The 19,773-nt window shown below is 69.2% G+C and carries 22 protein-coding genes; 9 read left to right on the top strand and 13 right to left on the bottom strand.

Annotated features, from left to right (window positions below; genetic code table 11):
- Nucleotides 1-5 precede the first annotated feature (5 nt).
- Nucleotides 6-836, bottom strand: a complete 831-nt coding sequence (locus ACVN9Z_RS29035; protein ID WP_006387551.1) for a DUF2243 domain-containing protein — start codon at nucleotides 834-836, stop codon at nucleotides 6-8.
- Nucleotides 837-847: 11 nt separating this feature from the next.
- Complete coding sequence (locus ACVN9Z_RS29030) at nucleotides 848-1,129, bottom strand: hypothetical protein (protein ID WP_458212951.1); 282 nt, start codon at nucleotides 1,127-1,129, stop codon at nucleotides 848-850.
- A 142-nt stretch (nucleotides 1,130-1,271) separates the two neighbouring features.
- On the opposite strand from ACVN9Z_RS29030, the gene ACVN9Z_RS29025 reads away from it, so the two are divergent.
- Complete coding sequence (locus ACVN9Z_RS29025; RefSeq protein WP_006387553.1) at nucleotides 1,272-1,880, top strand: hypothetical protein; 609 nt, start codon at nucleotides 1,272-1,274, stop codon at nucleotides 1,878-1,880.
- Between the two features lie 59 nt (nucleotides 1,881-1,939).
- Here ACVN9Z_RS29025 and ACVN9Z_RS29020 read toward each other — a convergent pair whose 3' ends face one another.
- Nucleotides 1,940-2,176: a CrpP-related protein gene (locus tag ACVN9Z_RS29020; protein WP_155869527.1), complete on the bottom strand. Its 237-nt coding sequence runs from the start codon at nucleotides 2,174-2,176 to the stop codon at nucleotides 1,940-1,942.
- Between the two features lie 172 nt (nucleotides 2,177-2,348).
- On the opposite strand from ACVN9Z_RS29020, the gene ACVN9Z_RS29015 reads away from it, so the two are divergent.
- Nucleotides 2,349-2,645 (top strand): hypothetical protein, encoded by a 297-nt coding sequence (locus tag ACVN9Z_RS29015; protein ID WP_051429100.1) that lies wholly within the window; start codon nucleotides 2,349-2,351, stop codon nucleotides 2,643-2,645.
- A 26-nt stretch (nucleotides 2,646-2,671) separates the two neighbouring features.
- On the opposite strand, the gene ACVN9Z_RS29010 is transcribed toward ACVN9Z_RS29015, so the two are convergent.
- Nucleotides 2,672-2,863, bottom strand: a complete 192-nt coding sequence (locus ACVN9Z_RS29010; RefSeq protein ID WP_053500266.1) for a CrpP-related protein — start codon at nucleotides 2,861-2,863, stop codon at nucleotides 2,672-2,674.
- Between the two features lie 218 nt (nucleotides 2,864-3,081).
- Between ACVN9Z_RS29010 and ACVN9Z_RS29005 the strand changes: the two genes are divergently transcribed.
- From ACVN9Z_RS29005 to ACVN9Z_RS28985, 5 genes are all read left to right on the top strand, one after another.
- Nucleotides 3,082-3,471, top strand: a complete 390-nt coding sequence (locus ACVN9Z_RS29005; RefSeq protein ID WP_006387558.1) for an OsmC family protein — start codon at nucleotides 3,082-3,084, stop codon at nucleotides 3,469-3,471.
- A gap of 47 nt (nucleotides 3,472-3,518) precedes the next feature.
- Nucleotides 3,519-4,526: an alpha/beta hydrolase family protein gene (locus ACVN9Z_RS29000; RefSeq protein ID WP_458212950.1), complete on the top strand. Its 1,008-nt coding sequence runs from the start codon at nucleotides 3,519-3,521 to the stop codon at nucleotides 4,524-4,526.
- Nucleotides 4,527-4,585: 59 nt separating this feature from the next.
- Nucleotides 4,586-5,173 (top strand): GrpB family protein, encoded by a 588-nt coding sequence (locus tag ACVN9Z_RS28995; RefSeq protein ID WP_458212949.1) that lies wholly within the window; start codon nucleotides 4,586-4,588, stop codon nucleotides 5,171-5,173.
- Between the two features lie 115 nt (nucleotides 5,174-5,288).
- Entirely contained in the window at nucleotides 5,289-6,674 is a 1,386-nt protein-coding gene (locus ACVN9Z_RS28990; protein WP_081004598.1) for an aminotransferase-like domain-containing protein, read from the top strand.
- A 48-nt stretch (nucleotides 6,675-6,722) separates the two neighbouring features.
- A complete protein-coding gene (locus ACVN9Z_RS28985) occupies nucleotides 6,723-7,250 on the top strand; it encodes a DedA family protein (protein ID WP_006387561.1) in 528 nt (175 codons plus the stop codon).
- Nucleotides 7,251-7,325: 75 nt separating this feature from the next.
- On the opposite strand, the gene ACVN9Z_RS28980 is transcribed toward ACVN9Z_RS28985, so the two are convergent.
- The 7 genes from ACVN9Z_RS28980 to ACVN9Z_RS28950 all read right to left on the bottom strand — a co-directional run bounded on the left by ACVN9Z_RS28980 (nucleotide 7,326) and on the right by ACVN9Z_RS28950 (nucleotide 15,837).
- Nucleotides 7,326-8,342 carry a porin gene (locus ACVN9Z_RS28980; RefSeq protein ID WP_020928986.1) on the bottom strand — a complete coding sequence of 339 codons (1,017 nt, stop codon included), beginning with the start codon at nucleotides 8,340-8,342 and terminating at the stop codon, nucleotides 7,326-7,328.
- Nucleotides 8,343-8,450: 108 nt separating this feature from the next.
- The gene (locus ACVN9Z_RS28975; RefSeq protein WP_110134434.1) at nucleotides 8,451-10,349 is read right to left on the bottom strand and encodes a CocE/NonD family hydrolase; all 1,899 of its coding nucleotides are present in this window, start codon (nucleotides 10,347-10,349) and stop codon (nucleotides 8,451-8,453) included.
- Nucleotides 10,346-11,941, bottom strand: coding sequence for an ABC transporter substrate-binding protein (locus tag ACVN9Z_RS28970; protein WP_458212948.1), 1,596 nt, complete (start codon nucleotides 11,939-11,941; stop codon nucleotides 10,346-10,348). The genes ACVN9Z_RS28975 and ACVN9Z_RS28970 overlap by 4 nt, the downstream gene beginning before the upstream one ends.
- The gene (locus tag ACVN9Z_RS28965) at nucleotides 11,938-12,972 is read right to left on the bottom strand and encodes an ABC transporter ATP-binding protein (RefSeq protein ID WP_458212947.1); all 1,035 of its coding nucleotides are present in this window, start codon (nucleotides 12,970-12,972) and stop codon (nucleotides 11,938-11,940) included. Before ACVN9Z_RS28965 ends, ACVN9Z_RS28970 begins: the two co-directional genes overlap by 4 nt.
- Nucleotides 12,969-13,952 carry an ABC transporter ATP-binding protein gene (locus ACVN9Z_RS28960; protein WP_006387567.1) on the bottom strand — a complete coding sequence of 328 codons (984 nt, stop codon included), beginning with the start codon at nucleotides 13,950-13,952 and terminating at the stop codon, nucleotides 12,969-12,971. Before ACVN9Z_RS28960 ends, ACVN9Z_RS28965 begins: the two co-directional genes overlap by 4 nt.
- A gap of 8 nt (nucleotides 13,953-13,960) precedes the next feature.
- Nucleotides 13,961-14,866: an ABC transporter permease gene (locus tag ACVN9Z_RS28955; RefSeq protein ID WP_458212946.1), complete on the bottom strand. Its 906-nt coding sequence runs from the start codon at nucleotides 14,864-14,866 to the stop codon at nucleotides 13,961-13,963.
- The gene (locus ACVN9Z_RS28950; RefSeq protein WP_054485981.1) at nucleotides 14,863-15,837 is read right to left on the bottom strand and encodes an ABC transporter permease; all 975 of its coding nucleotides are present in this window, start codon (nucleotides 15,835-15,837) and stop codon (nucleotides 14,863-14,865) included. The genes ACVN9Z_RS28955 and ACVN9Z_RS28950 overlap by 4 nt, the downstream gene beginning before the upstream one ends.
- Before the next feature lie 268 nt (nucleotides 15,838-16,105).
- Here ACVN9Z_RS28950 and ACVN9Z_RS28945 point away from each other — a divergent pair, with 268 nt between their 5' ends.
- Nucleotides 16,106-17,059, top strand: a complete 954-nt coding sequence (locus ACVN9Z_RS28945; RefSeq protein ID WP_458212945.1) for a LysR family transcriptional regulator — start codon at nucleotides 16,106-16,108, stop codon at nucleotides 17,057-17,059.
- 126 nt (nucleotides 17,060-17,185) lie between these two features.
- Nucleotides 17,186-17,611, top strand: coding sequence for an organic hydroperoxide resistance protein (locus tag ACVN9Z_RS28940; RefSeq protein WP_054448817.1), 426 nt, complete (start codon nucleotides 17,186-17,188; stop codon nucleotides 17,609-17,611).
- 90 nt (nucleotides 17,612-17,701) lie between these two features.
- Here ACVN9Z_RS28940 and ACVN9Z_RS28935 read toward each other — a convergent pair whose 3' ends face one another.
- Together ACVN9Z_RS28935 and ACVN9Z_RS28930 are read right to left on the bottom strand one after the other, a co-directional pair.
- Complete coding sequence (locus tag ACVN9Z_RS28935; protein WP_006387572.1) at nucleotides 17,702-19,027, bottom strand: ATP-binding protein; 1,326 nt, start codon at nucleotides 19,025-19,027, stop codon at nucleotides 17,702-17,704.
- Nucleotides 19,028-19,765 (bottom strand): response regulator, encoded by a 738-nt coding sequence (locus tag ACVN9Z_RS28930; RefSeq protein WP_006387573.1) that lies wholly within the window; start codon nucleotides 19,763-19,765, stop codon nucleotides 19,028-19,030.
- Nucleotides 19,766-19,773: the final 8 nt, after the last annotated feature.

Genomic DNA, 19,773 nt, shown 5'->3' with positions numbered 1-19,773 from the left:
CCGTGTTACGTCCGGCTATCCGTCGGGCCGCCGGAGGCCCGTTGCATCGGCTGTAGCCATGCCGCGCAGCCGGCCGGCGAGGTCGTGCCACTGACATACAACGCGCCGGCACCGTACAGCGACAGGCTCTCGCGCAGCGAGAGGTTTTGCACCACCCATACGCCGCCAGCGCGGTCCGTCCACACGATGCGGGCGTCGGTGCCATCCAGCGCCTGCAGCAACCCCGTGGCCGACGCGTTCGGCAACAAGGCCACCACGGTCGTGCCGTTGTCGCCGCGCAGAGGGAAGAGGTTGGCCGCGGCGGCGCCGGCCAGCGCGGCAATCAGCAGGCCGATGGAGACGTGGCGCCGGCGTGCTGGCGGGCCGCCGCCAGCGGAACGGCCGCGCCAGCCAACCATGAACGGCAACAGGCCGAACACCGCCAGCCAGGCCAGGTCCCAGAACAAGGGCATGTCGGTGTCCATGCGGATTCGGTGAATGCCCGTGATCCAGTGCGAGAACAACGCATCGATGATGTGCCAGGCGCCGAAGCCCATCCAGAACGCCGGCCACAGCGGCCGCAGCGAGACCGCCGGCGCGTGGGCCCGCGTCCGATAGAGGATCCACAAGCCGACCGCCGCCACCACGTACATCAGGGCGTGAAACAGGCCGTCCACCGCCACCTGCATGCGCAGGTCCCCCAGGATGCCGGTGCGGATGGCGGACAACAGGTGATGCCACTGAAGTATCTGGTGCAGCAGGATGCCGTCGAAGAAGCCGCCCATGGCAAAGCCGAGCAGGCCGCCGGCGCGACGCACGCTGCGGCCACTGGCTTGTTCGGAGGTGGGGAGGTCCATGCTGGCGCCTGCTACGCCGGGTTTTTCGACCCGGTGCGTCGGGGCATCACGGCGGGCGTGTCGTCGGCCGGTTTGAGGATGTCGTCCTCGTCCGCGCGCGGATTCGGCGAGCCGTCGAATTGGGTCGCCTTGTGGCCCGTGGCGGTCGTCTGGCCGGGGGGGCGGGGCCGCTGGTTCGCCTGCTTCAATCCTTCTTGCACGCGGGATGAAATGTCGACCTGGTCCTCGCTGCTCGGTTCGGGCGTTTTGGGCGATGGCTGCCGTGGCGGGTCGTTATTGGGCGATGGCTTCATGGTGGATTTCCTTTGACGGGTTGGCCGGTAGTCCCTGCAAGCGGCGTGCCCGGCCGCTGCCGTGAGTCGCCCGGCATGCGGGCACGAGGCTTGCTGATGGCGCCTGCTCGTCCCTATCGACGAAGATATCCAGGAGGCCAACATGGCGAAGAAAGCAGGCAATCCCGAGCAGATTCACGACCTTCTGTACCAGGCGCTCGAAACCGAATTGGGCGGTGAACTCGTGTACACCGCCGCGCTCGACTGCACGGTCGACGCCGACCTGCGCAAGGAGTGGCAGGGTTACCTTGACGAGACGAAAACGCACCAGCGCGTGTTGTTGACCGTCTTTGAAGAGCTGGGCCTGGACCCGGATGCGGCGGTGCCCAGCCGGGCCGTTGTGAAGCACCACGGGGAAAGCCTCGTGGCCGCCATCAAGCTCGCCAAATCGCAAGGCGACCCGGACGCGGCCCAACTGGTGGCCGCGGAATGCGTGGTGCTGGCCGAAACCAAGGATCACCAGAACTGGGAATTGATCGGCCTGGTGGCGCAGAAGACGTCAGGGCCGCAGGCCAGCGTGCTCAAGCGCGCCCACGACGCCGTCGAGAAGGATGAGGACCACCACCTCTATCACACCAAGGGCTGGGCGCGTGAGTTGTGGATCCAGGCGCTGGGCTTCCCCGCCGTCCTGCCTCCTCCGGAGGAGGCCAGGAATGTCGAAACCGCTATCGGCGCTTCCCGCGCCGAACAGGCGCGTGACAAGATGCTCTGACTGTCCGGTTGGCAGGGTATGGCGTGGGCGCCCGGGGTCCAGGGGCGGCGATGATGGGCTCAGTGGACAGGGGGCCGCGCCTGGCCTGCCGGCGGAGGGGTGCCGCGGGGCGGATTCCATGATCGGGTCTCGGCCAGGAATCCGGCCTCCCAGGCCTCGACCTTGCCGCGCCACTCCGTGATCGACTCGCCCGTGTGTCCCGGCATGGCCGCGGCACGGTAGTAGGGGCAGTCCCACAGGGTCAGTCCGTCGCGGGCGGCTTGGGCGCCCAGCTTTTGGATTTCGTCGCGATGCATTGCACTTCCCTCCAAAAGTAGGTGATAGGACCGTCAGTTTTACTGAAATGGCGGATCGGCCGCAATAGTGTTGCAGTACCTGTATCCGTGGTAGGCAACGCTTACCCTTCCGTTTTGACCGTGCAACCACTCTCATGCCATCCTGTCGCCGTGTACGAGGAAGGAGGCGCGTATGGACCGCGAAGAACTCCTGGAATTGATGATCCTGACGCCGGCGCCCACGCCTTCGCTTGATGCCTGGGACAGCGTGCTCGCGATCTATGCGGGTCATCTGGAAAAGCTTGGCGCCAAGCTGGACGAAAAGGATCTCGGCCTGCTGGTCGCCAGCGGCGCGATGTTCTATCGAACCTTGTGCCAGGCCAATGCCGCGCGCTTGCAGGCGCTCGAGCGGCAGGCCGCGCAACCGTCGCGCGGCGCCAAGGACGGGCATGACGCAACCGAGCCCGCGCCTAAAGGAAAAGGGCTGTAAACACAGCCCTCTCTTGCCTGACCTGCCTACATCACTCTTGTCCTCGCGCATTGCTGGCGGTTCCAACCGGCTTCCCATGCCAGCACCTTGGCGAGCCATTGCCCGATCGGTTCCGCGCTTCGGGCGGGCAACAGGTTGAGCCTGAGATAGGGGCAGTCGAGCTTGCTCGCTCCGTGCATCGCTGCCTTGGCCCCTTGCTTCTGGATATCCTCGTACATGGGCCTTTCCTCCACGAGAAAGGTGAACGTCCAGTGTCGGCGGGGGACCGGGCTGGGTCGAGCGTTGTTACCCGGCGAAATGTTACTGTCGCGTCCGTTTCCGGGGCCGGATCCTGCGTCCTGCCTGGTAGCGCCACTACCGGTACACCCGATTGCCTTCCCGGGGGCGTGGGGGCGGCTTAGGCTGTGGGTCTTTTCACTGGCAACGGAGAAGTCCCATGGTGACCGCGAACAGGGTGGGGCCGTCATACGGCGTCGAGATCGGCAACGGGCAAAGCCTGGTGCGATCCGATACGCGCAAGCTTGGCGCGGGAGGCGACACGGGCATGCGGCCGCACGAATTGCTCGAGAGCGCGCTGGCGGCCTGTATCTGCATGTCCATCGACATGGCCGCGCAGCGGGCCGCCATGGCGCTGCCCGCGCTGACGGTGACGGTGGCGCTCGAGCGTCTCGATCACGAAAGCGGCTTCGATGTCTCGTTGCGCTTTGCCGCGCCGCTGTCCGATGCGCAGCGCGCGCTGGCGCGCGAGGCGGTGGCGGCTTCGCCGGTCGCGCGCACCCTGGGCAAGACCGTGCGGGTGCGGCCGGCGACGGTCGACGATGCCTGAGCCGATGACTGCGGTATAGTCGGCGCCCAGTCGAAACGGGGGGAAGGATGCGCAACGTATTGATCGCGATGGTTCTGGCGGCCTGCAATCGGCCGGGCCGTTTCATTGCGCGTGCGTTGTTGCCGGGCGCGTGCGCCCTCGCCATCAGCCTGCCCGCCCAGGCCCAACCGACCGAGCAGCACTGGCTGCCACGCCCGGACGGCTCGGCCATCGCCTACTACCTGCGCCAACACGATCCCGATCGCGCCGCCGACAGTCTGCTGGTGGTGGTGCAGGGGTCCGATTGCAACAGCGTGGCACACAACCATGCCGTGCGCCGGTATCTGCGGCACGTGCTGCCGCGGGCCGATCTGCTTACGGTCGACAAGTACGGCATCGATGTCTCCCTGCCGTACCGCGACGATGATGGCAGCGACCGCGCCGACTGTCCGCGGGCCTATCTGCTGCACGACAATTTCGACCAGCGCCTGCGGGACTACGCAGCCGTGATCGCGCGCTTGCGCCAGCAGGGCGGGTACCGCCGCGTGGTGGCCGTGGGCGGCAGCGAAGGCGCGGTCGTGGCTAATATGCTGGCGGCGCGCGGCGGGCTGGTGGATGCCAGCATCGCCTTCAACGGCGGCGGGCGCTGGTTCCTGGATGACGTGCTGCACAGCATCGGGACGGGCGATGCGCCGCCTGCCGAGAAGGCGCAGGCCATCGAGGGGTTCCGCGGGTTTGCGCAGGCCCTGGCGCAGGCGCCGTCTTCCGACGTGGTGGCGAGCAATCACGGACATGACTGGTGGCGCCAGGCCCTGGCGCTGGACCAGCAGGCGCTGCTGGAGCGGGTGCGCACGCCGCTGTTGATCGTCCAGGGCGGCGCGGACACGTCAGTGTCGCCGGATTCGGTGGCGCGGATGATCGATGCCCTCAAGCGCGCCGGCCGGCGCAATATCGACTATCGCTTCTATCCCGGGCTGGATCATGGCCTGCGCGAAGCGGACGGCACGCCGCGCATGGGCGAGGTGGCGGCCGACATGGCCGCGTGGCTGAGCGCGTTGCCGCCGCCCGCGCCCTGACGCCTTTCCCGCCCTTTCCCCTTTCCTACAATAGCGGCTGGCTTAAGCAGGAAAAGATCATGCCCACTCCCGAAGACATCATGCGGCACTACGACGCCGATCCGGACGAGGACCCGTGGGTGCGCGGCAAGCCGGCGCCGGAAGCGGTCGTCGTGGTGCCTTACGACCCCGACTGGCCGGCGCGGTATGCGCGGCTGGCGCAGGACATCGCCGCGGCGCTGGGGCCGGCCGCGCTGCGCATCGACCACGTCGGATCGACCGCGGTGCCGGGTCTGCCGGCCAAGCCGGTGGTGGACATCGACCTGGCGGTGGCCGACCCGGCCGACGAGGCCGCCTATGTGCCGGCGCTGGAGGCCATCGGCTATGTGCTGGTGATCCGCGAACCCTCGTGGCACCAGCATCGCTGCCTGCAGTTGTCGACGCCGCGGGTCAACCTGCATGTGTTCGGCCCGGACTGTCCCGAGAACATCCGCCACCGGATGTTCCGCGACTGGTTGCGCGGGCACGACGATGACCGCGACCGATATGCCCAGGCCAAGCACGCCGCGGCCGAGGGCGTGGACCAGGTCGCGGACTACAACCTGCGCAAGCAGGCCGTGCTGCGCGGCATCTACGACCGCATGTTCCGCGCGGCGGGCTTCAACTGACGTCCTGCGGCAAAGGCCGTACAAGGTTCCCGATGTATGGACTTGAACCGGGTTTGTGCCATACTGGCCGATTCATGTCAGTCATACATTGCGGCATTCCCGCGCAATAAAAACAATGCATAACGACGATATGTATGCATCCTGGCCCCTGGCCTTCGTGCGCGGCGCCGGCCCCCGCTACCGCCAGATCGCGGATTTCATCGAAGGCGCCGTGGCCGCCAACCGCATGCAGCCGGGCGACCGCCTGCCGCCGCAGCGGCGCCTGGCCCAGCACCTGGACGTGGACCTGACCACGGTGACGCGCGCCTACGCCGAGGCCGCCCAGCGCGGGCTGATCGAAGCGCGCGGGCCGCTCGGCACTTTCATTGCGCGGCCTGTCGAACAGCCGCTGCGGCAGATGCTGGACCTGGGCATGAACATGCCGCCGCTGCCGCTGGGCTGCGACCTGCAGGACCTGCTGCGGCGCGGCCTGGCCCAGGCCATGGAACGCCATGACGTCGGCGTGATGATGACCTATCACCAGGCCGGCGGCGGTCCCGCCGAACGCGAGGCCGGCGCGCAATGGCTGGCGCAGTCGGTCGAGCGGGTCGATCCGGACAGGGTGCTGGTGTGTCCCGGCGCGCAGGCCGCCCTGGCCGCCGTGATGCTGGCCTACAGCCGGCCGGGCGACGGCATCATCGCCGAGCCGCTGGTGTATCCGGGCCTCTTGACCGCGGCGCAGCAGTTGGGCCGGCGCGTGCTGGTGGCCGAGACCGACGCCGACGGCATGACGCCAGCCGGGCTGGAGCGCGCCTGCCGCGACGGCGGCCGGCTGGTCTACCTGAACCCCACGCTGCAGAATCCCACCGCCCACACCATGAGCGCGGCGCGCCGCCGCGACCTGGCGCGCGCCGCGGCGGCCCGCGGCGTGCGCATCATCGAAGACGATCCCTATTCACTGTTCCTGGACGACGCGCCGCCGGCGCTGGCCAGCCTGGCGCCGGCCTCGGTGTTCTACATCGCCACGCTGGCCAAGACCCTGACGCCCGGCCTGCGCACCGCGTTCGTGCTGAGCCCGGACGAAGACGGCCGCCGCAACGTGCTCGCGGCGATGCGCTCGTTTGCCGTGATGGCGGCGCCGCTGATGGGGGTGCTGACCACGCAATGGATCGCCAGCGGCACGGCGCGGCAGATCCTGGACGGTGTGCGCGCCGAGGCCCATGCGCGCCAGCAATTGGCGCGCCGGTTGCTGCCGGGGCCATTTCCGGCCGCGGCGGCGGGCATCCACCTGTGGCAGCCGTTGCCGAGCCTCTGGACCGCGGTCGACCTGGAACGGGTGGCGCGCGACGAAGGCCTGAGCGTGACCTCGTCGGACGCCTTCCACCAGGGCTTGGGCGCGCCCAACGCCATCCGCATCTCGCTGGGCAGCATTCCCGGGCGCGAGGCCCTGGCGCAGGCGCTGGAGCGGCTGGCCGGCCTGGTGCGGCGGCGTCCGCGCGGCCTGCGCGACGTGATCGTCTGACGCGCAAGCCGTAACATGGGCGTCATGCCTGTCTTGCCGTAACGCCTCATGTTGTTCGAGACCTTTCATTCCCTGCAGCAGACGCTGGTCGATTTCGCCCGCACCCACGCCGACTGGCTGGCGCCGATGGGATTCGCCTTCGCGTTCCTGAAGTCGCTGCCGCTGGTGGCGCTGGTGATACCGGGCACGGCGTTGCTGCTGTCGATCGGCGCCATCCTGGGGTTGGGCGACAGCGCTTTCGTGCCGGTATGGTTGGCGATCGCGATTGGCGCGGCGCTGGGCGACTGGGTGCAATATGCCTGCGGCGTGTGGTTCGGACCCGGCCTGACGCAATTGAAGCCGCTGCGAAAACGCCCTGAACTCCTGCACCGCAGCGCCGTGTTCATCCAGAAGTGGGGCGTGCTGAGCATCGTGCTGTGCCGCTTCTTCGGCCCCTTGCGCGCCACCGTGCCGATGATCGCCGGCATCTGCGGCATGCGCGCCGCGTCGTTCCAGGCCGCCAACTGGGCCTCGGCCTTCCTGTGGGCGGCGGCGCTGCTGCTGCCCGGCTGGTGGGGCACGCGCGCGTTCCTTTGAGCCGGCGCGCGTGGCACCGGTTCCGCGCCCCGCGCAGGCGGCGCGGCAGGCGCCCGCGCCGCCATGGGGCGCGCGTCAGAACAGATGGCGGATGCCGACCGAGGTCTGCAGCGTGTGCGATGCGCGGATGTCCAGGCGGTTGACGTAGGCGTACAGGTTGGTGCGCTTGGACAGGTCATGCTGGTAGCCCAGGGCCCAGCCGGTGATGTCGGAGCTGGTGGCGCGCTGGTACGACGCCATCAGCGTGCCGGCCTTGCCGGTCGGCATGCTGACGCCGGCGAGGTACGAATTGACCCGGTCGTAGCCCGCCGAAGGGCCGGTATTGGCGTTGCGCAGGTTGCCGTAGGTGCCGTGCAGCTTGATCCACTCGAAGTCGTACGAACCGGCCACTTGCAGGTTGCCGGCCGTCTTCTTGTTCGGCAGTTGCGAATTCGGATTGAGCCGCTCGTAGGTCAGCGCCGCCGCCACCGGGCCGCCGTTGTAGCGCAGGCCCGCGGTCAGCACGCGATCGTGCGCGTCGGTGGCGAAGGCCTCGCCGTCGTGCGATTCGAAGCTGTAGCCCAGCCCGGCCTGCCAGCCGCCCAGGCGCGGGGTGGCATAGAACACCGCGTTGTTGACGCGGCCGCCGGCGCCGAAGTCGCCGTCGTTGTAGCCCAGGCTGGCGTTGTTGGAAGACTGGCCCCAGCCGGTGCCGAACGGCGAGCCGACGCCGGCCCACTCGAAGCCGTAGACCCACTGGCGCCCCAGCCGCACTTCGCCGAAGCCGCCGGCCAGGCCGACGTAGGCCCAGCGGCCGAACATGCGGCCCTGCGCCTGGGTGCCGTTGTTGGCATTGAAGCCGCTCTCCAGGCGGAACACCGCCTTGTAGCCATTGCCCAGGTCCTCGGAGCCGCGCAGGCCCCAGCGCGAGCCCGATTGGTTGCCGCTTTTCTGGCGCAGGCTGGACGCGCCGTCCTTGCGTTCGTAGGTGGTGCCCAGGTCGACCAGGCCATACAGCGTCACGCTGCTGGTTTCGGCGGCCTGGACCGGACTCAGGCATCCCAGCGCCAAGGCGGCGCCCAGGACTCGGCGGTGGCGGATGATTCTTTTCATGGTGTGATCCCCTCGATTGGTATGGCATTGGACAAAAGAAGCCCCTGCCGCCGGCGCGCCGGCGGCAAAGGATGAAGCAAGCGGTTGTCGGGGCCGGGCGCTAACGGGTCATGGCAGGGCCCCATGCGCGGGCAGCGGCGCCAGGTCCCGCGGCGCGGCCACGCACAGCGTGACGCTGGACGGATGCGCGGCCGACAGGTGCACCGTGTTCAGCGCGATGCGCTTTTCGCGGGCGTCGGCGGCCGATTCGCCGCTGTTCGGGTTGACGTCGTACTTCGGGAAGTTGCTGCTGGAGATGTCCAGGCGGATGCGGTGGCCGCGCTGGAACAGATTGCAGGTGGCGAACGGTTCGATGGTGATCTCGTAGACCTTGCCCGGCGCCAGCGGCCGCGCCTCGTCCCAGCCTTCATGGAAGCGGCAGCGGAAGATGCCGTCGGTCAGGTTCAGCGCATAGCCCTGCGGGTAGTCGGCGCTGGGCGGATAGACGTCGATCAGCTTGGCGGTGAAGTCGGTGTCGGGGCAGTCGGACGACACGTACAGCTTGACGCTCACCGGCCCGGCCACCGCCAGATCCTCCGGCAGCGGTTCGGTCTGGAACACCAGCACGTCGTCGCGCGCGGCCAGCGGCAGGCCAGGCTGGCGCACGCCGAAGAAGCGCGCATCCTCGCGCTGGTCGAAGCCGCCGCCCTCGAACACCGGCTGGCCCGAGGTCAGCGCGCCGCCGATCGTGGGCACCGGATTGCGTGGGTCGTACTGGTAGCGCAACCGGCCCGCCGCGTCCGCCGGCGACCGTTGATCCAGGCGGCCGTCGGCGTGCAGGTAGAAGGCGGTGGCGCGGGCCTGCGGCACCGGCCAGGCGTCGGCCTGGATCCAGGCGCCGCCGTGGTCGAAGCGGCCCTGCGCGTCGCGCGCGCCGCTGCCGCCGCCCATCAGGAACAGGCGCGCGGCCGGGTCCGGCGCGGCGCCCGCCGGCGCATCCTGCAGCCAGCGCTGGAACCACGCCAGCCGGAAGTCCAGCCAGTGCCGCGCCAGGTTGCCGTCGAAGGCCGCGCGCGGACCGAATTCGGCGTCGCCGCTGTGGGTGGTGTTGCGGTCGCCATGCAGCCATGGCCCCATGATGAGCCGCACCGGCGACTGCCGGCCCTGCGTCAGGCCGGCGTAGTTCTCCAGGGTGGTGCGCACGTAGGCGTCGTACCAGCTGGACATCAGCGCCACCGGGATGTCGGGAATCGCGTCGTAGTAGCCCTGGGCGTAGATGCCCAGCTGGCGCCAGGACTCGTCGAAGGTATCGGCGCGCCATTGCTCGAACAGGTAGTCCTCGTATTCGGGCACGCTGGCCAGCGGCGAATGGCCGGGACGCCACGGCATGCGCGTGAACCACTGGCGGATGTCCTCGGCCTCGAGCGCGGCCAGCACCAGCGGGTCCTGCTGCGCGGCGGGGCTCAGCTTGGCCTGCTTGTAGGCCCAGGTGGCCTGCTTCAGCTCGAACGCGCCGGATTGGCGGATGCCGCACTGGTAGCCGTTGGAAAACCCGCCCGAGTCCAGCACCATGCAGGCCAGGCCCGGCGGGTTCAGGCAGGCCAGCGCCATTTGCGTGTGCGCGGCGTACGACAGGCCCATGGTGCCGATGCGGCCGTTGCACCACGGCTGTTGCATGATCCACGCCAGCGTGTCGAAGCCGTCCGGGCCTTCCGACAGGTACTTGGTGAACTGGCCTTCCGAGCCGTAGCGGCCGCGGCAGTCCTGGAACACCACGGCGAAACCGTGCGCGTTGAAATAGCGCGCCACCTCGGGCCGCGGCACGCCGAGCCGGCCGTCGATCTGCTCGGAGCGCGACACCTCCGCCTTGCCATAGGGCGTGCGCTCCAGGATCACGGGCAGCGGCGCGTCCAGGCCGGGCCGGTAGCCGGCCGGCAGGTGCACGTCGGTGGCCAGGCGCACGCCGTCGCGCATGCGCACCATCTGGTCCGCCAGCAGCGCGGCGGGAGAAACTTCGGGGGCGGTCATTTTGCTTCCTGTATGTACAGCATTGAGGTGCGTTCGAGCTTGTTGGCGCGCATGACGGTGCCGTCGCGCGCGGCCCAGAAGGCCACCGGGAAATACAGCGGCACGATGCCGACGTCGTTGAAGGCGGCCTCGGCGGCCTGGCGCAGCAGGGCGTCGCGTTGCGCCGGGTCGAACTCCACGGCGGCCCGCGCCAGCAGGCGGTCCACCACCGGGTTGGAGTAGCGCGCGCGGTTGAAGGCGCCGGTGCCGGCGGCCTTGTCGTAGGTGGCCAGCACGTTGGTCAGGCCGTTCGACGAATCGCCGGTGCTGTTGCCGTACGAGAAGATGAAGGCGCTGTACTGCTGCTTGCCGCTGGCGCCGGCATAGACGTTGTAGGGCTGGGTCACCACGCCGTTGATGCGCAGGCCGGCGCGCGCCATCATCTGCGCCAGCGCCTGGGCCAGGTCGCTGTCGCCGGCGAAGCGGTCGTTGGATGAGTGCAGCGTCAGGCCGAAGCCTTGCGGATAGCCGGCCTGGGCCAGCAGGGCGCGCGCGCCTTCCAGGTCGTAGGCGGGCGCGGGCAGGTTGGGGCTGTGGCCGCCCAGGCCCTCGGGCACCATCTGCCCGGCCGGCACGCCGGCGCCGCTGAGCAGGCGTTCGGTGATCGGGCCGCGCATGAACATCTTCGAGATCGCCTGGCGCACCCGCGCGTCCTTGAGTGGATTGACTGTCATCGGCTTGCCCTGCGCGTCGGTGATGAACGGGCTGGCGTCGCGCGCCGAGTCCAGCGCCAGGTAGATCAGGCGCGCCGACGGCGAGCGATAGAGCGTGTAGCCGGCCTTGCCCTCGAGCGTCCTGGCATCCGTCGGCGGCACGCTGTCGATCAGGTCGACCGTGCCCGACAGCAGCGCCGAGATGCGCGCCGCGTCGTTGGCGATGTAGCGGATCACCACGCGGTCGAAGTCCGGCCGCGCGCCCCAGTAGGTCTCGTTGCGCGCCAGCTCCAGGCTGTCGCCCGGCTGCCAGCGCACGAACCTGTAGGGGCCGGTGCCGATGGCCGCCACGCCGCTGTTGAAGTCTTCCGAGCGCTTGCCTTGCGCGGCGTGGCGCGACAGCATGTAGACCAGCCCGATCTGCTCCATGAAGTCCGGCGTGGGCGCCTTGGTGCGGATGCGCAGGGTCAGCGGGTCGATCACCTCGACCGCGGCGATGGAGCGCACCGCGCCGCTGAAGGGCGCCGGGCTGTTGGGCACCCTGGGCGCGCGTTCCAGCGAGAACACCACGTCGTCGGCGCTGAACGGCGTGCCGTCATGGAAGCGCACGCCGGGCCGCAGCCTGATCTCCCAGGTGTCGGGCGCCAGCACCCGCCACGACAGGGCCAGGCCCGGACGCATCTGCATGTTCTCGTCGGTGGAGACCAACCGTTCGAAGATGTTCTCGGCCGCGGCCTGGTTGTTGCCGGTGCGCGAGAACAGCGGGTCCATCGACGACGGTTCGCTGGAATGGCCGATGGTCAGCAGCGGCCGCGCCACGGCGGGCGCGGCGCCGGCCAGCAGCGCCAGCAGGGCCAGCGCCGCGGCGCCGCGGCGGATCGGGGTAAGCAGGGGATTCATGCGGCGGAGGTTCCTTGTGGGCGCGCGGCGCCGGCGCCGTCGAGCAGGTGACAGGCGGCCTGGTGGCCGTCGGCCGTGACGCGCAGCAGCGGTTGTTCGGTCTTGCATCGCGCCATGGCCTGCGGGCAGCGCGGATGGAAATGGCAGCCGGGCGGCGGATTCAGCGGCGACGGGATTTCGCCCTTGATGGCGTGAAAACGCCGCTTGCGGTTCGACAGCCGCGGCACTTCCTCCAGCAGGGCCTGGGTGTAGGGATGGCGCGGCGCGGCGAACACCTCGGCGGTGGGGCCCGACTCGACCACGCGGCCCAGGTACATGATGACGGTGCGGTCGCTGATGCGCCGCACCACCCCCAGGTCGTGGCTGATGAAGAGATAGGTCAGGCCCAGGTCCTGCCGCAGGTCCATGAAGAGGTTCAGGATCTGCGCCTGGATCGACACGTCCAGCGCCGCGATCGACTCGTCGCAGATCAGGAAGCCCGGCTTGACCGCCAGCGCCCGGCCGATGCCCACGCGCTGGCGCTGGCCGCCCGAGAACTGGTGCGAAAAGCGGTTGCGGTAGTCCGGGTCCAGCCCCACGCGCCGCATCACCTGCACCACGTAGTCGTCGTAGTCGCGGCGCGCGATGATGCCGTTGGCCAGCGGCGCCTCGCCGATGATGTCGCGCACCCGCTTGCGCGGATTGAGCGAGGACATCGGGTCCTGGAAGATCATCTGCGTGGCCATGCGCTGCGCGTGCGCGGCGCGGCCGGTCAGGGCGGACAGTTCGCCGGCCGGCGTCTGGATGCTGCCCGTGGTGGCCGGCAGGATGCCCGCCAGCACCCGGCCCAGCGTCGACTTGCCGCAGCCGGATTCGCCCACCAGGCCGACCACTTCGCCCTGGTGGATGGTCAGGTCGACGCGGTCGACCGCGTGCACGGTGTGCGAGGCGACCTTGGCGCCCAGCAGGCCGGCCAGGCGTTCGGCGTAGTCGGGCCGCTTCACGAACAGGCGCGACACCTGGTTGGCCTGCATCAGGATCGTCGGGCTCACGAAAGGGCTCCTGTCTGGGGATGGAAACAGCGCAGGCCGCGGCCGCCCGCGGCCTCCAGCGGCGGCTGTTCGGCGCGGCAGCGCTCGGTCGCATGGCCGCAGCGCGGGTTGAAGGCGCAGCCGGCCGGCAGCGCCAGCGGCGACGGCGCCATGCCGGGGATCTGGTACAGGCGGTCGCCGGTGTGCTCGTTGCTGGGCACCGAGCCGATCAGGCCGATGGTGTAGGGATGGCGCGGACGATCGAGGATGTCGTCGGTGCCGCCGGACTCGACCACGCGGCCGGCGTACATCACACAGACGCGGTCGGCCAGGCCCGCCACCACCGCCAGGTCGTGGCTGACCCACACCATGGCGGTGCCGGTCTCGGCGCACAGCTTCTGCATCTCGGCCAGGATCTGCGCCTGGATGGTGACGTCCAGCGCCGTGGTCGGCTCGTCGGCGATGATCAGGTCGGGCTTGTGCAGCATGGCGATGGCGATCGCCACGCGCTGGCGCATGCCGCCCGACAGCTGGTGCGGATAGGCCTTCAGGCGCTCGGCCGGCGACGGGATGCCGACCGCCGCCAGCGTGTCGCGGGCGCGGTCCCAGGCGGCCTTGCGGCTGCAGCGCTCGTGGCTCAGCACCGTCTCGACCATCTGGGTCTCGATGCGAAACACCGGGTTCAGCGTCATCATCGGATCCTGGAACACCATGGCGATGCGGTTGCCGCGCAGCTGGCGCAGTTCTTCGCGCGACAGCGTCGCCAGGTCGGTGCCCTTGAACAGGATCTGGCCGCCGTCGATGCGCCCGGGCGGATCGATCAGGCCCAGGATGGAAAAGCCGGTGATGGACTTGCCCGAGCCGGACTCGCCGACCAGGCCCAGGATCTCGCCGGGATGGACGTCGAAGCTGACGTCGTCCACCGCCCGCACCAGGCCGGCGCGGGTGTGGAACCAGGTGCGCAGGTTGCGCACGGATAGGGTGGGGGTTGCCGATTGCATGGCGCTTCCTATTTCTGCAGGCGCGGGTTGAGCGCCTCGCGGACGCGGTCGCCCACGATGTTCATGGTGAAGACCACGGTCAGCAGCAGCAGGCCGGGAAACACGCTGATCCAGTACAGGCCGGCCAGCATCTGCTGGTAGCCGTTGGCGATCAACAGACCCAGCGACGGCTCGGTGACCGGCAGGCCGATGCCCAGGAAGCTGAGCGTGGCCTCGGCGGCGATGGCGTTGGCGGTCTGGATCATGGCGATGACGATGACCGGCGGGATGCAGTTCGGCAGCAACTGGCTGAACAGCGCGCGCCGGTGGCTCAGCCCCAGGCACAGGGCGGCTTCCATGTATTCCTTGCGCCGCTCGACCACGGCGGTGGCGCGCACCGCGCGGGCGAAGTAGGCCCACTGCACCACCACCAGCGCCAGGATCACCTTGTCCACGCCCTGGCCCAGGATGGCCAGCATCATCAGCGCCACCAGGATGGTCGGGAAACCCAGCATCAGGTCCACCAGGCGCATGATCAGCGCATCGATGCGGCCGCCGAAATACGCCGCCGTCAGGCCCAGCACGGTGCCCACGGCCATGGCGAACAGTCCGCTCAGCACGCCCACGGAAAGGCTGGTGCGCAGGCCATACATCATGGCCGACAGCATGTCGCGGCCCTGGGCGTCGGTGCCGGCCCAGTAGATGTCGCCATAGATGCCCTGGCTGCCCGGCGGCATGCGGCCGTCCAGGATGGTGATGGCGGCCAGGTCATATGGGTTCTGCGGCGCGATCCACGGCGCCAGCAGCACGGCCAGCACCAGCAGCAGGAAGATGATCGCGGCCAGCGTCGCGGGGCGGCTGTCCAGCACGCCGTGCAGCGCCTGGCCGAAAGTGGTGTCGCGGCCGGGCAGCCATTTTTTCGCAAGCAATGTCATTCGGAGGCTCCCACGCGGACACGGGGATCCAGCACGGAATAGATGATGTCCACCAGCAGGTTGAGCACGATGAACATGGTGACAACGATCAGCAGGTAGGCAACCACCACCGGGCGGTCCAACTTCATGATGCTGTCGATGATCAGCTTGCCCACGCCGGGCCAGGCGAAGATGGTTTCGGTGACGGTGGCGAAGGCGATCAGCGAGCCGAACTCCATGCCCACCACGGTGACAATCGGGATCAGGATGTTCTTGAGCACGTGCATGTAGATCACGCGCGATTCGCGCAGGCCCTTGGCGCGGGCGAACTTCACGTAGTCCAGCGGCATCGTCTCGCGCACGCCGCTGCGGGTCAGGCGCACGATCAGCGCGATCTTGAACAGCGCCAGGTTCAGCGCCGGCAGGATCAGGTGGCGGATGCCGTCCCACGACGCCAGGCTGGTGTGGATGCCGAGGATCTCGCCGGTGGGGCCGCGCCCGGTCGACGGCAGCCAGCCCAGCGTCACCGAGAAGATCAGCACCAGCATGATGCCCTGCCAGAAGTTCGGCAGGCTGAAGCCCAGGATCGAGCCGGTCATGATGCCGCGATCCAGCGCCGAATCCGGCTTCAGGCCGGCCACCAGGCCCAGCGGCAGGCCGATGGCCAGCGCCAGCAGCAGCGCCACGCAGGCCAATTCCAGCGTGGCCGGCAGGCGTTGCAGGATCAGCTGGATGGCGGGCTGGTTGAAGACGAACGAGGCGCCCAGGTCGCCGTGCAGCGCGTTGCCGACGAACTTCAGGTACTGCTGGTACAGCGGCAGGTCCAGGCCCAGCGACTGCACCGCCTGCGCGATCTCGGCCTGCGTGGCGTCGGCTGGCACCAGGATCTCGATCGGGTCGCCGATGGCGTAGACGCCGGCGAACACGATCAGCGAGGTCAGCGCCAGGATCACCAGGCTCTGGCACAGCCGGCGGATAATGAACGCGGTCATGGCGCCTCGCGGCGACAGGAAGCGGGGAACGGAACGGCGCGCATCTGGGGGCTCCTTGCCGGAAGATATCGGCGATATCGCGTATTGATTGCGGATTCATGAATGGCGAGAATCCGGATGGGCGGAATGTTCGATCCATCGCGCCCGACTGGCAACCGTATGCGAAGGCGGCATATGGCTATGTGAATGACGAGAAATTTGGTGTTAACCCTAGGCCTCGCGCGTGCCGTGCCGCGCGGCGCCGATATTGCGGACCCCGCGGGACAGGATGAATTTCAAGCAGCTCGAGGCTTTCCTCGCCTTCATGACCACCGGCTCGACCATCGAAGCCGCGCAGCGGCTGGGTTCGTCGCAGCCGGCCGTCAGCCGCCTGCTGAGCCAGTTCGAGACCGACCTGGGCGTGCCGCTGTTCGTGCGTCGCAAGGGCCGGTTGCATCCCACCGCCGAGGCCGAATCGCTGCTGCCCGACGTGCAGAACATGATCTCGGACGCCGAGTCGCTGCAGCGCCACGTCAACCAGTTGCGGCTGGGCGGGCAGCGGCGCACGCTGATCCGCGTGCAGCTGCCCAGCACGGTGGCGCAGTCGGTCATGCCCGCCGTGGTCGAATCGTTCCTGTCCGACCATCCCGACGTCGCGCTGGAAGTGCTGGTGGGCACCTACGAAACCAGCGAAGTGGCGGTGCTGGGGCGCGAGGCCGACCTGGCGCTGGTGCGCTCGCCGCCGATGAATTCGGGCCTGGCCATGTTGCGGCGGCTGGCGGCCGAGGCGGTCTGCATCATGCCGCCGGGCCATCCGTTGCAGGCGCTGGACGAGATCGGCCCGGCCGACCTGATCGGCGTCGACCTGGTGCTGCTGGGCCGGCAGCGTTCGCTGCGCCTGCAGATCGACCAGGCCTTCCGGCAGGGCCGCATGATGCCGCAGATCAAGGCCGAGGTGCATTCGGTGGAAATGGCCTGCCGGCTGGCGGCGCAGGGCATCGGCGTGTCGATCGTCAACGGCCTGTTCGCGCGCCTGTGCCAGGACATGGGCATCGTCTGCCGGCCGTTCCGGCCGCGCATCGACTACTGCGTGGGCATGGCCACGCTGGCCGGCCAGCCGCCGCACCCGCTGGTGCCCGAACTGGTCCAGCGCATTCTCGACGCCATGGCGCGGCGGGCGGGGCCGGACGCGTTCACGCTGTTGGCGCCGGACGACGCCGCCGCGCCTGCCGCGCCGGCCTGAGGCGCGCGCCGCCGCCGGCACGGACGCGGGATACAGTACGACGCAAAAGCGGCGGTCTTGCGACACAGGCGGGATACAGCGCCTTGGTGCAATGCGGGTTCCTCAATTCCGATACCAGGAGCCATCATGTCCCAAGCGCTGGAAACCGTGCTGTACACCGCTCACACCCACACCACCGGCGGCCGCGAAGGCGCCGGCCGCAGCGATGACGGCGCGCTGCTGCTGCCGCTCAGCCCGCCGGGCTCGGGCCGGCCCGGCACCAACCCTGAGCAACTGTTCGGCATCGGCTATTCCGCCTGCTTCATCGGCGCCATGCAACTGGCCGGCGCCAAGCTCGGCATCGCCGTGCCGCGCGATGTGGCGGTCGATGCCGAGGTGTCGCTGGGCAAGACCGACGGCGGCGCGCGCTACGCGCTGGCGGTCAGGCTGGGCATTTCGCTGCCGGGACTGTCGGACGAGCAGCGGCGCCAACTGGTCGACACCGCGCACCAGACCTGCCCCTACTCGGGCGCGATCCGCGGCAATATCGACGTGGAATTGGCGATTCTCTGAGTCCGTAGTTTCAGAAGCAACGCCCCGCGATGGCGACATCGCGGGGCGTTTTTCATCTGGAAAATCGAAGCGCGCGCTACCTCGCCGCGCTCAGGCGCCGGGCCGCAGCAGCACCTGCGCCTCCAGCCCGCCGCCCTCGCGATTGCGCAGCCGCAATTCGCCGTCGATCACGTCGGCCAGTTGCCGCGCGATCGCCAGCCCCAGGCCCGTGCCGCCGCTGTCGCGGTTGCGCGAGCCTTCGAGCCGGTAGAACGGTTGCAGCACCGCCTGCAATTCCTGCTCGGGAATGCCGGGGCCGCGGTCCAGCACGCGAATCGATACACCGTGGCCGTCCTCGGCCGGGCCGATCAGGACTTCTGCCGCGCCGCCGAATTTCAGCGCGTTGTCGATCAGGTTGCCCAGGATCCGGCGCAAGGCGCGCGGCCGGGTCTGCCATGGGCCAGGGCAGTGGCCTTGCAGCGTCACCGGCTTGCCGATGTCGGTGTAGTCGCACACCAGGCTGTCCAGGAACGCGTCCAGGTCGATGCGCGCGGGCGGCTCGGTGGCGGCGCCCGCGCTGCGCGCGTAGGCCAGGCCGTCGCGCACCAGCTGCTCGACTTCCTGCAGGTCGTGCGCCAGCTTGTCGCGGTCGGCCGAATCGTCCATGAATTCCGAACGCAGCTTCATGCGCGTGATCGGCGTCTGCAGGTCGTGCGAAATCGCGCCCAGGATCTGCATGCGCTCGGCCAGGTGCGCGGCGATGCGGTCCTGCATGGCATTGAATGCCGCCGAGGCCTGCGCCACTTCGGCCGGCCCGTCCTCGGCCAGCCGCGGGCTGCGGCGGTCGGGGCTCATCGCATCGGCCGCGCCGGCCAGCTGCGTCAGCGGCCGGATCGCCAGCCGCACCGCCAGCCACGCGCACAGGATCAGCAGCGCCAGCTGCGCCAGCAGCACCACCGGCAGCCACATCGCCAGCGGCATCACGCTCATGTGGATGTCGAGCGTGACCGCTTGGCCGTCGGCCAGCGTGGCGCGCGCCTGGATGTGCTTGGGGTCGTCGCCGACCGTGCCGAAGGCCAGCGGATAGGCATTGCCCAGCGCCGCCTGGATCGAGTCGCGCACCGCCTCGGCGGCCGGCGTCTGCAACGGCCGGTCGAAATCGCCGGGTCCCAGCAGGTACTGGCGGTTGCTGGCGCTCAGTCGCGGCAGCCAGGCGGCGCGCTCGTCGGCCGGCAGGCGGTTCAGGATCGCCAGCGCGACCACCACGTCGCGTTCCAGGTTGTCGAGCATGACGCTCCTGGCCGACTGGTAGCGCTCGTAGAACTGCAGTCCAAACGACAATCCGTGGGCCAGCACCAGGCCCACCAGGAAGACCAGGAACAGCCGGCTCGCCAGGGTGCGCGGCCAGCGGCGCCAGGCCGGGACCCGGGCGGCCATCTACGTGGCCTCGGACACGTCGACCTGCGCGGCGAATACATAGCCTTCGCTGCGCACCGTCTTGATATACATCGGCTCGCGCGCGTCCTCGCGCAGCCGCTGGCGCAGGCGGCTGACCAGCAGGTCGATCGAGCGGCCGAAGAAATCGGCGTCGCGCCCCTGCGTCAGGTTCAGCAGCTGGTCGCGGTTCAGCACCCGCTGCGGATGATCCAGGAAGACCCGCAGCAATCGGTATTCGGCGCCGCTCAGCGACACGATCGTGCCTTCGGCATCCAGCAGGTGGCGCGCGGTGGTGTCCAGCGTCCAGGCGCCGAACCGCACGGCGCGGCCGGGCTCGGTGACCTGGAAGTTGGGCGGCAGCATGCGGGTGCGGCGCAGGATCGCCTTGATCCGCGCCAGCAGTTCGCGCGCCACGAAGGGCTTGACCAGGTAGTCGTCGGCGCCCATCTCCAGCCCCAGCACGCGATCCATGTCCTCGTCGCGCGCGGTCAGCAGCAGGATCGGGGTGCGGCGGTGCTTGCCGGCGCGCAGCTCGCGGCACAGCACCAGGCCGTCGTCGCCGGGCATCATGATGTCCAGCACGATCAGGTCGACGGTCAGCGTTTCGAGCAGGTTGCGCATCTGCCGGCCATCGGCCGCCAGCGTGACGTTCAGGCCGTTCTTCTTGAGGAAGTTGCCGGCCAGCTCGCGGATCTCGCGGTCGTCGTCGACGATCAGGATGTGGTCTGGATTGTCCATGGCGCATT

The sequence above is a fragment of the Achromobacter sp. KK8 genome (genome assembly GCF_054188005.1).
Note: the sequence above shows the minus strand (reverse complement) of the source record. Positions and strands in the feature narration are given on the sequence as shown.

What these genes read in the sequence shown, in the direction of transcription:
- ACVN9Z_RS28950 (WP_054485981.1), bottom strand. Translation starts at nt 15,837, where the DNA reads ATGACCGCGTTCATTATCCGCCGGCTGTGCCAGAGCCTGGTGATCCTG.
- ACVN9Z_RS28970 (WP_458212948.1), bottom strand. Translation starts at nt 11,941, where the DNA reads ATGAATCCCCTGCTTACCCCGATCCGCCGCGGCGCCGCGGCGCTGGCC.
- ACVN9Z_RS29000 (WP_458212950.1), top strand. Translation starts at nt 3,519, where the DNA reads ATGCGCAACGTATTGATCGCGATGGTTCTGGCGGCCTGCAATCGGCCG.
- ACVN9Z_RS28930 (WP_006387573.1), bottom strand. Translation starts at nt 19,765, where the DNA reads ATGGACAATCCAGACCACATCCTGATCGTCGACGACGACCGCGAGATC.
- ACVN9Z_RS28985 (WP_006387561.1), top strand. Translation starts at nt 6,723, where the DNA reads ATGTTGTTCGAGACCTTTCATTCCCTGCAGCAGACGCTGGTCGATTTC.
- ACVN9Z_RS29030 (WP_458212951.1), bottom strand. Translation starts at nt 1,129, where the DNA reads ATGAAGCCATCGCCCAATAACGACCCGCCACGGCAGCCATCGCCCAAA.
- ACVN9Z_RS29005 (WP_006387558.1), top strand. Translation starts at nt 3,082, where the DNA reads ATGGTGACCGCGAACAGGGTGGGGCCGTCATACGGCGTCGAGATCGGC.
- ACVN9Z_RS28945 (WP_458212945.1), top strand. Translation starts at nt 16,106, where the DNA reads ATGAATTTCAAGCAGCTCGAGGCTTTCCTCGCCTTCATGACCACCGGC.
- ACVN9Z_RS29015 (WP_051429100.1), top strand. Translation starts at nt 2,349, where the DNA reads ATGGACCGCGAAGAACTCCTGGAATTGATGATCCTGACGCCGGCGCCC.
- ACVN9Z_RS28935 (WP_006387572.1), bottom strand. Translation starts at nt 19,027, where the DNA reads ATGGCCGCCCGGGTCCCGGCCTGGCGCCGCTGGCCGCGCACCCTGGCG.
- ACVN9Z_RS29010 (WP_053500266.1), bottom strand. Translation starts at nt 2,863, where the DNA reads ATGTACGAGGATATCCAGAAGCAAGGGGCCAAGGCAGCGATGCACGGA.
- ACVN9Z_RS28955 (WP_458212946.1), bottom strand. Translation starts at nt 14,866, where the DNA reads ATGACATTGCTTGCGAAAAAATGGCTGCCCGGCCGCGACACCACTTTC.
- ACVN9Z_RS28940 (WP_054448817.1), top strand. Translation starts at nt 17,186, where the DNA reads ATGTCCCAAGCGCTGGAAACCGTGCTGTACACCGCTCACACCCACACC.
- ACVN9Z_RS28975 (WP_110134434.1), bottom strand. Translation starts at nt 10,349, where the DNA reads ATGACCGCCCCCGAAGTTTCTCCCGCCGCGCTGCTGGCGGACCAGATG.
- ACVN9Z_RS29035 (WP_006387551.1), bottom strand. Translation starts at nt 836, where the DNA reads ATGGACCTCCCCACCTCCGAACAAGCCAGTGGCCGCAGCGTGCGTCGC.
- ACVN9Z_RS28990 (WP_081004598.1), top strand. Translation starts at nt 5,289, where the DNA reads ATGCATAACGACGATATGTATGCATCCTGGCCCCTGGCCTTCGTGCGC.
- ACVN9Z_RS28960 (WP_006387567.1), bottom strand. Translation starts at nt 13,952, where the DNA reads ATGCAATCGGCAACCCCCACCCTATCCGTGCGCAACCTGCGCACCTGG.
- ACVN9Z_RS29025 (WP_006387553.1), top strand. Translation starts at nt 1,272, where the DNA reads ATGGCGAAGAAAGCAGGCAATCCCGAGCAGATTCACGACCTTCTGTAC.
- ACVN9Z_RS28980 (WP_020928986.1), bottom strand. Translation starts at nt 8,342, where the DNA reads ATGAAAAGAATCATCCGCCACCGCCGAGTCCTGGGCGCCGCCTTGGCG.
- ACVN9Z_RS29020 (WP_155869527.1), bottom strand. Translation starts at nt 2,176, where the DNA reads ATGCATCGCGACGAAATCCAAAAGCTGGGCGCCCAAGCCGCCCGCGAC.
- ACVN9Z_RS28995 (WP_458212949.1), top strand. Translation starts at nt 4,586, where the DNA reads ATGCCCACTCCCGAAGACATCATGCGGCACTACGACGCCGATCCGGAC.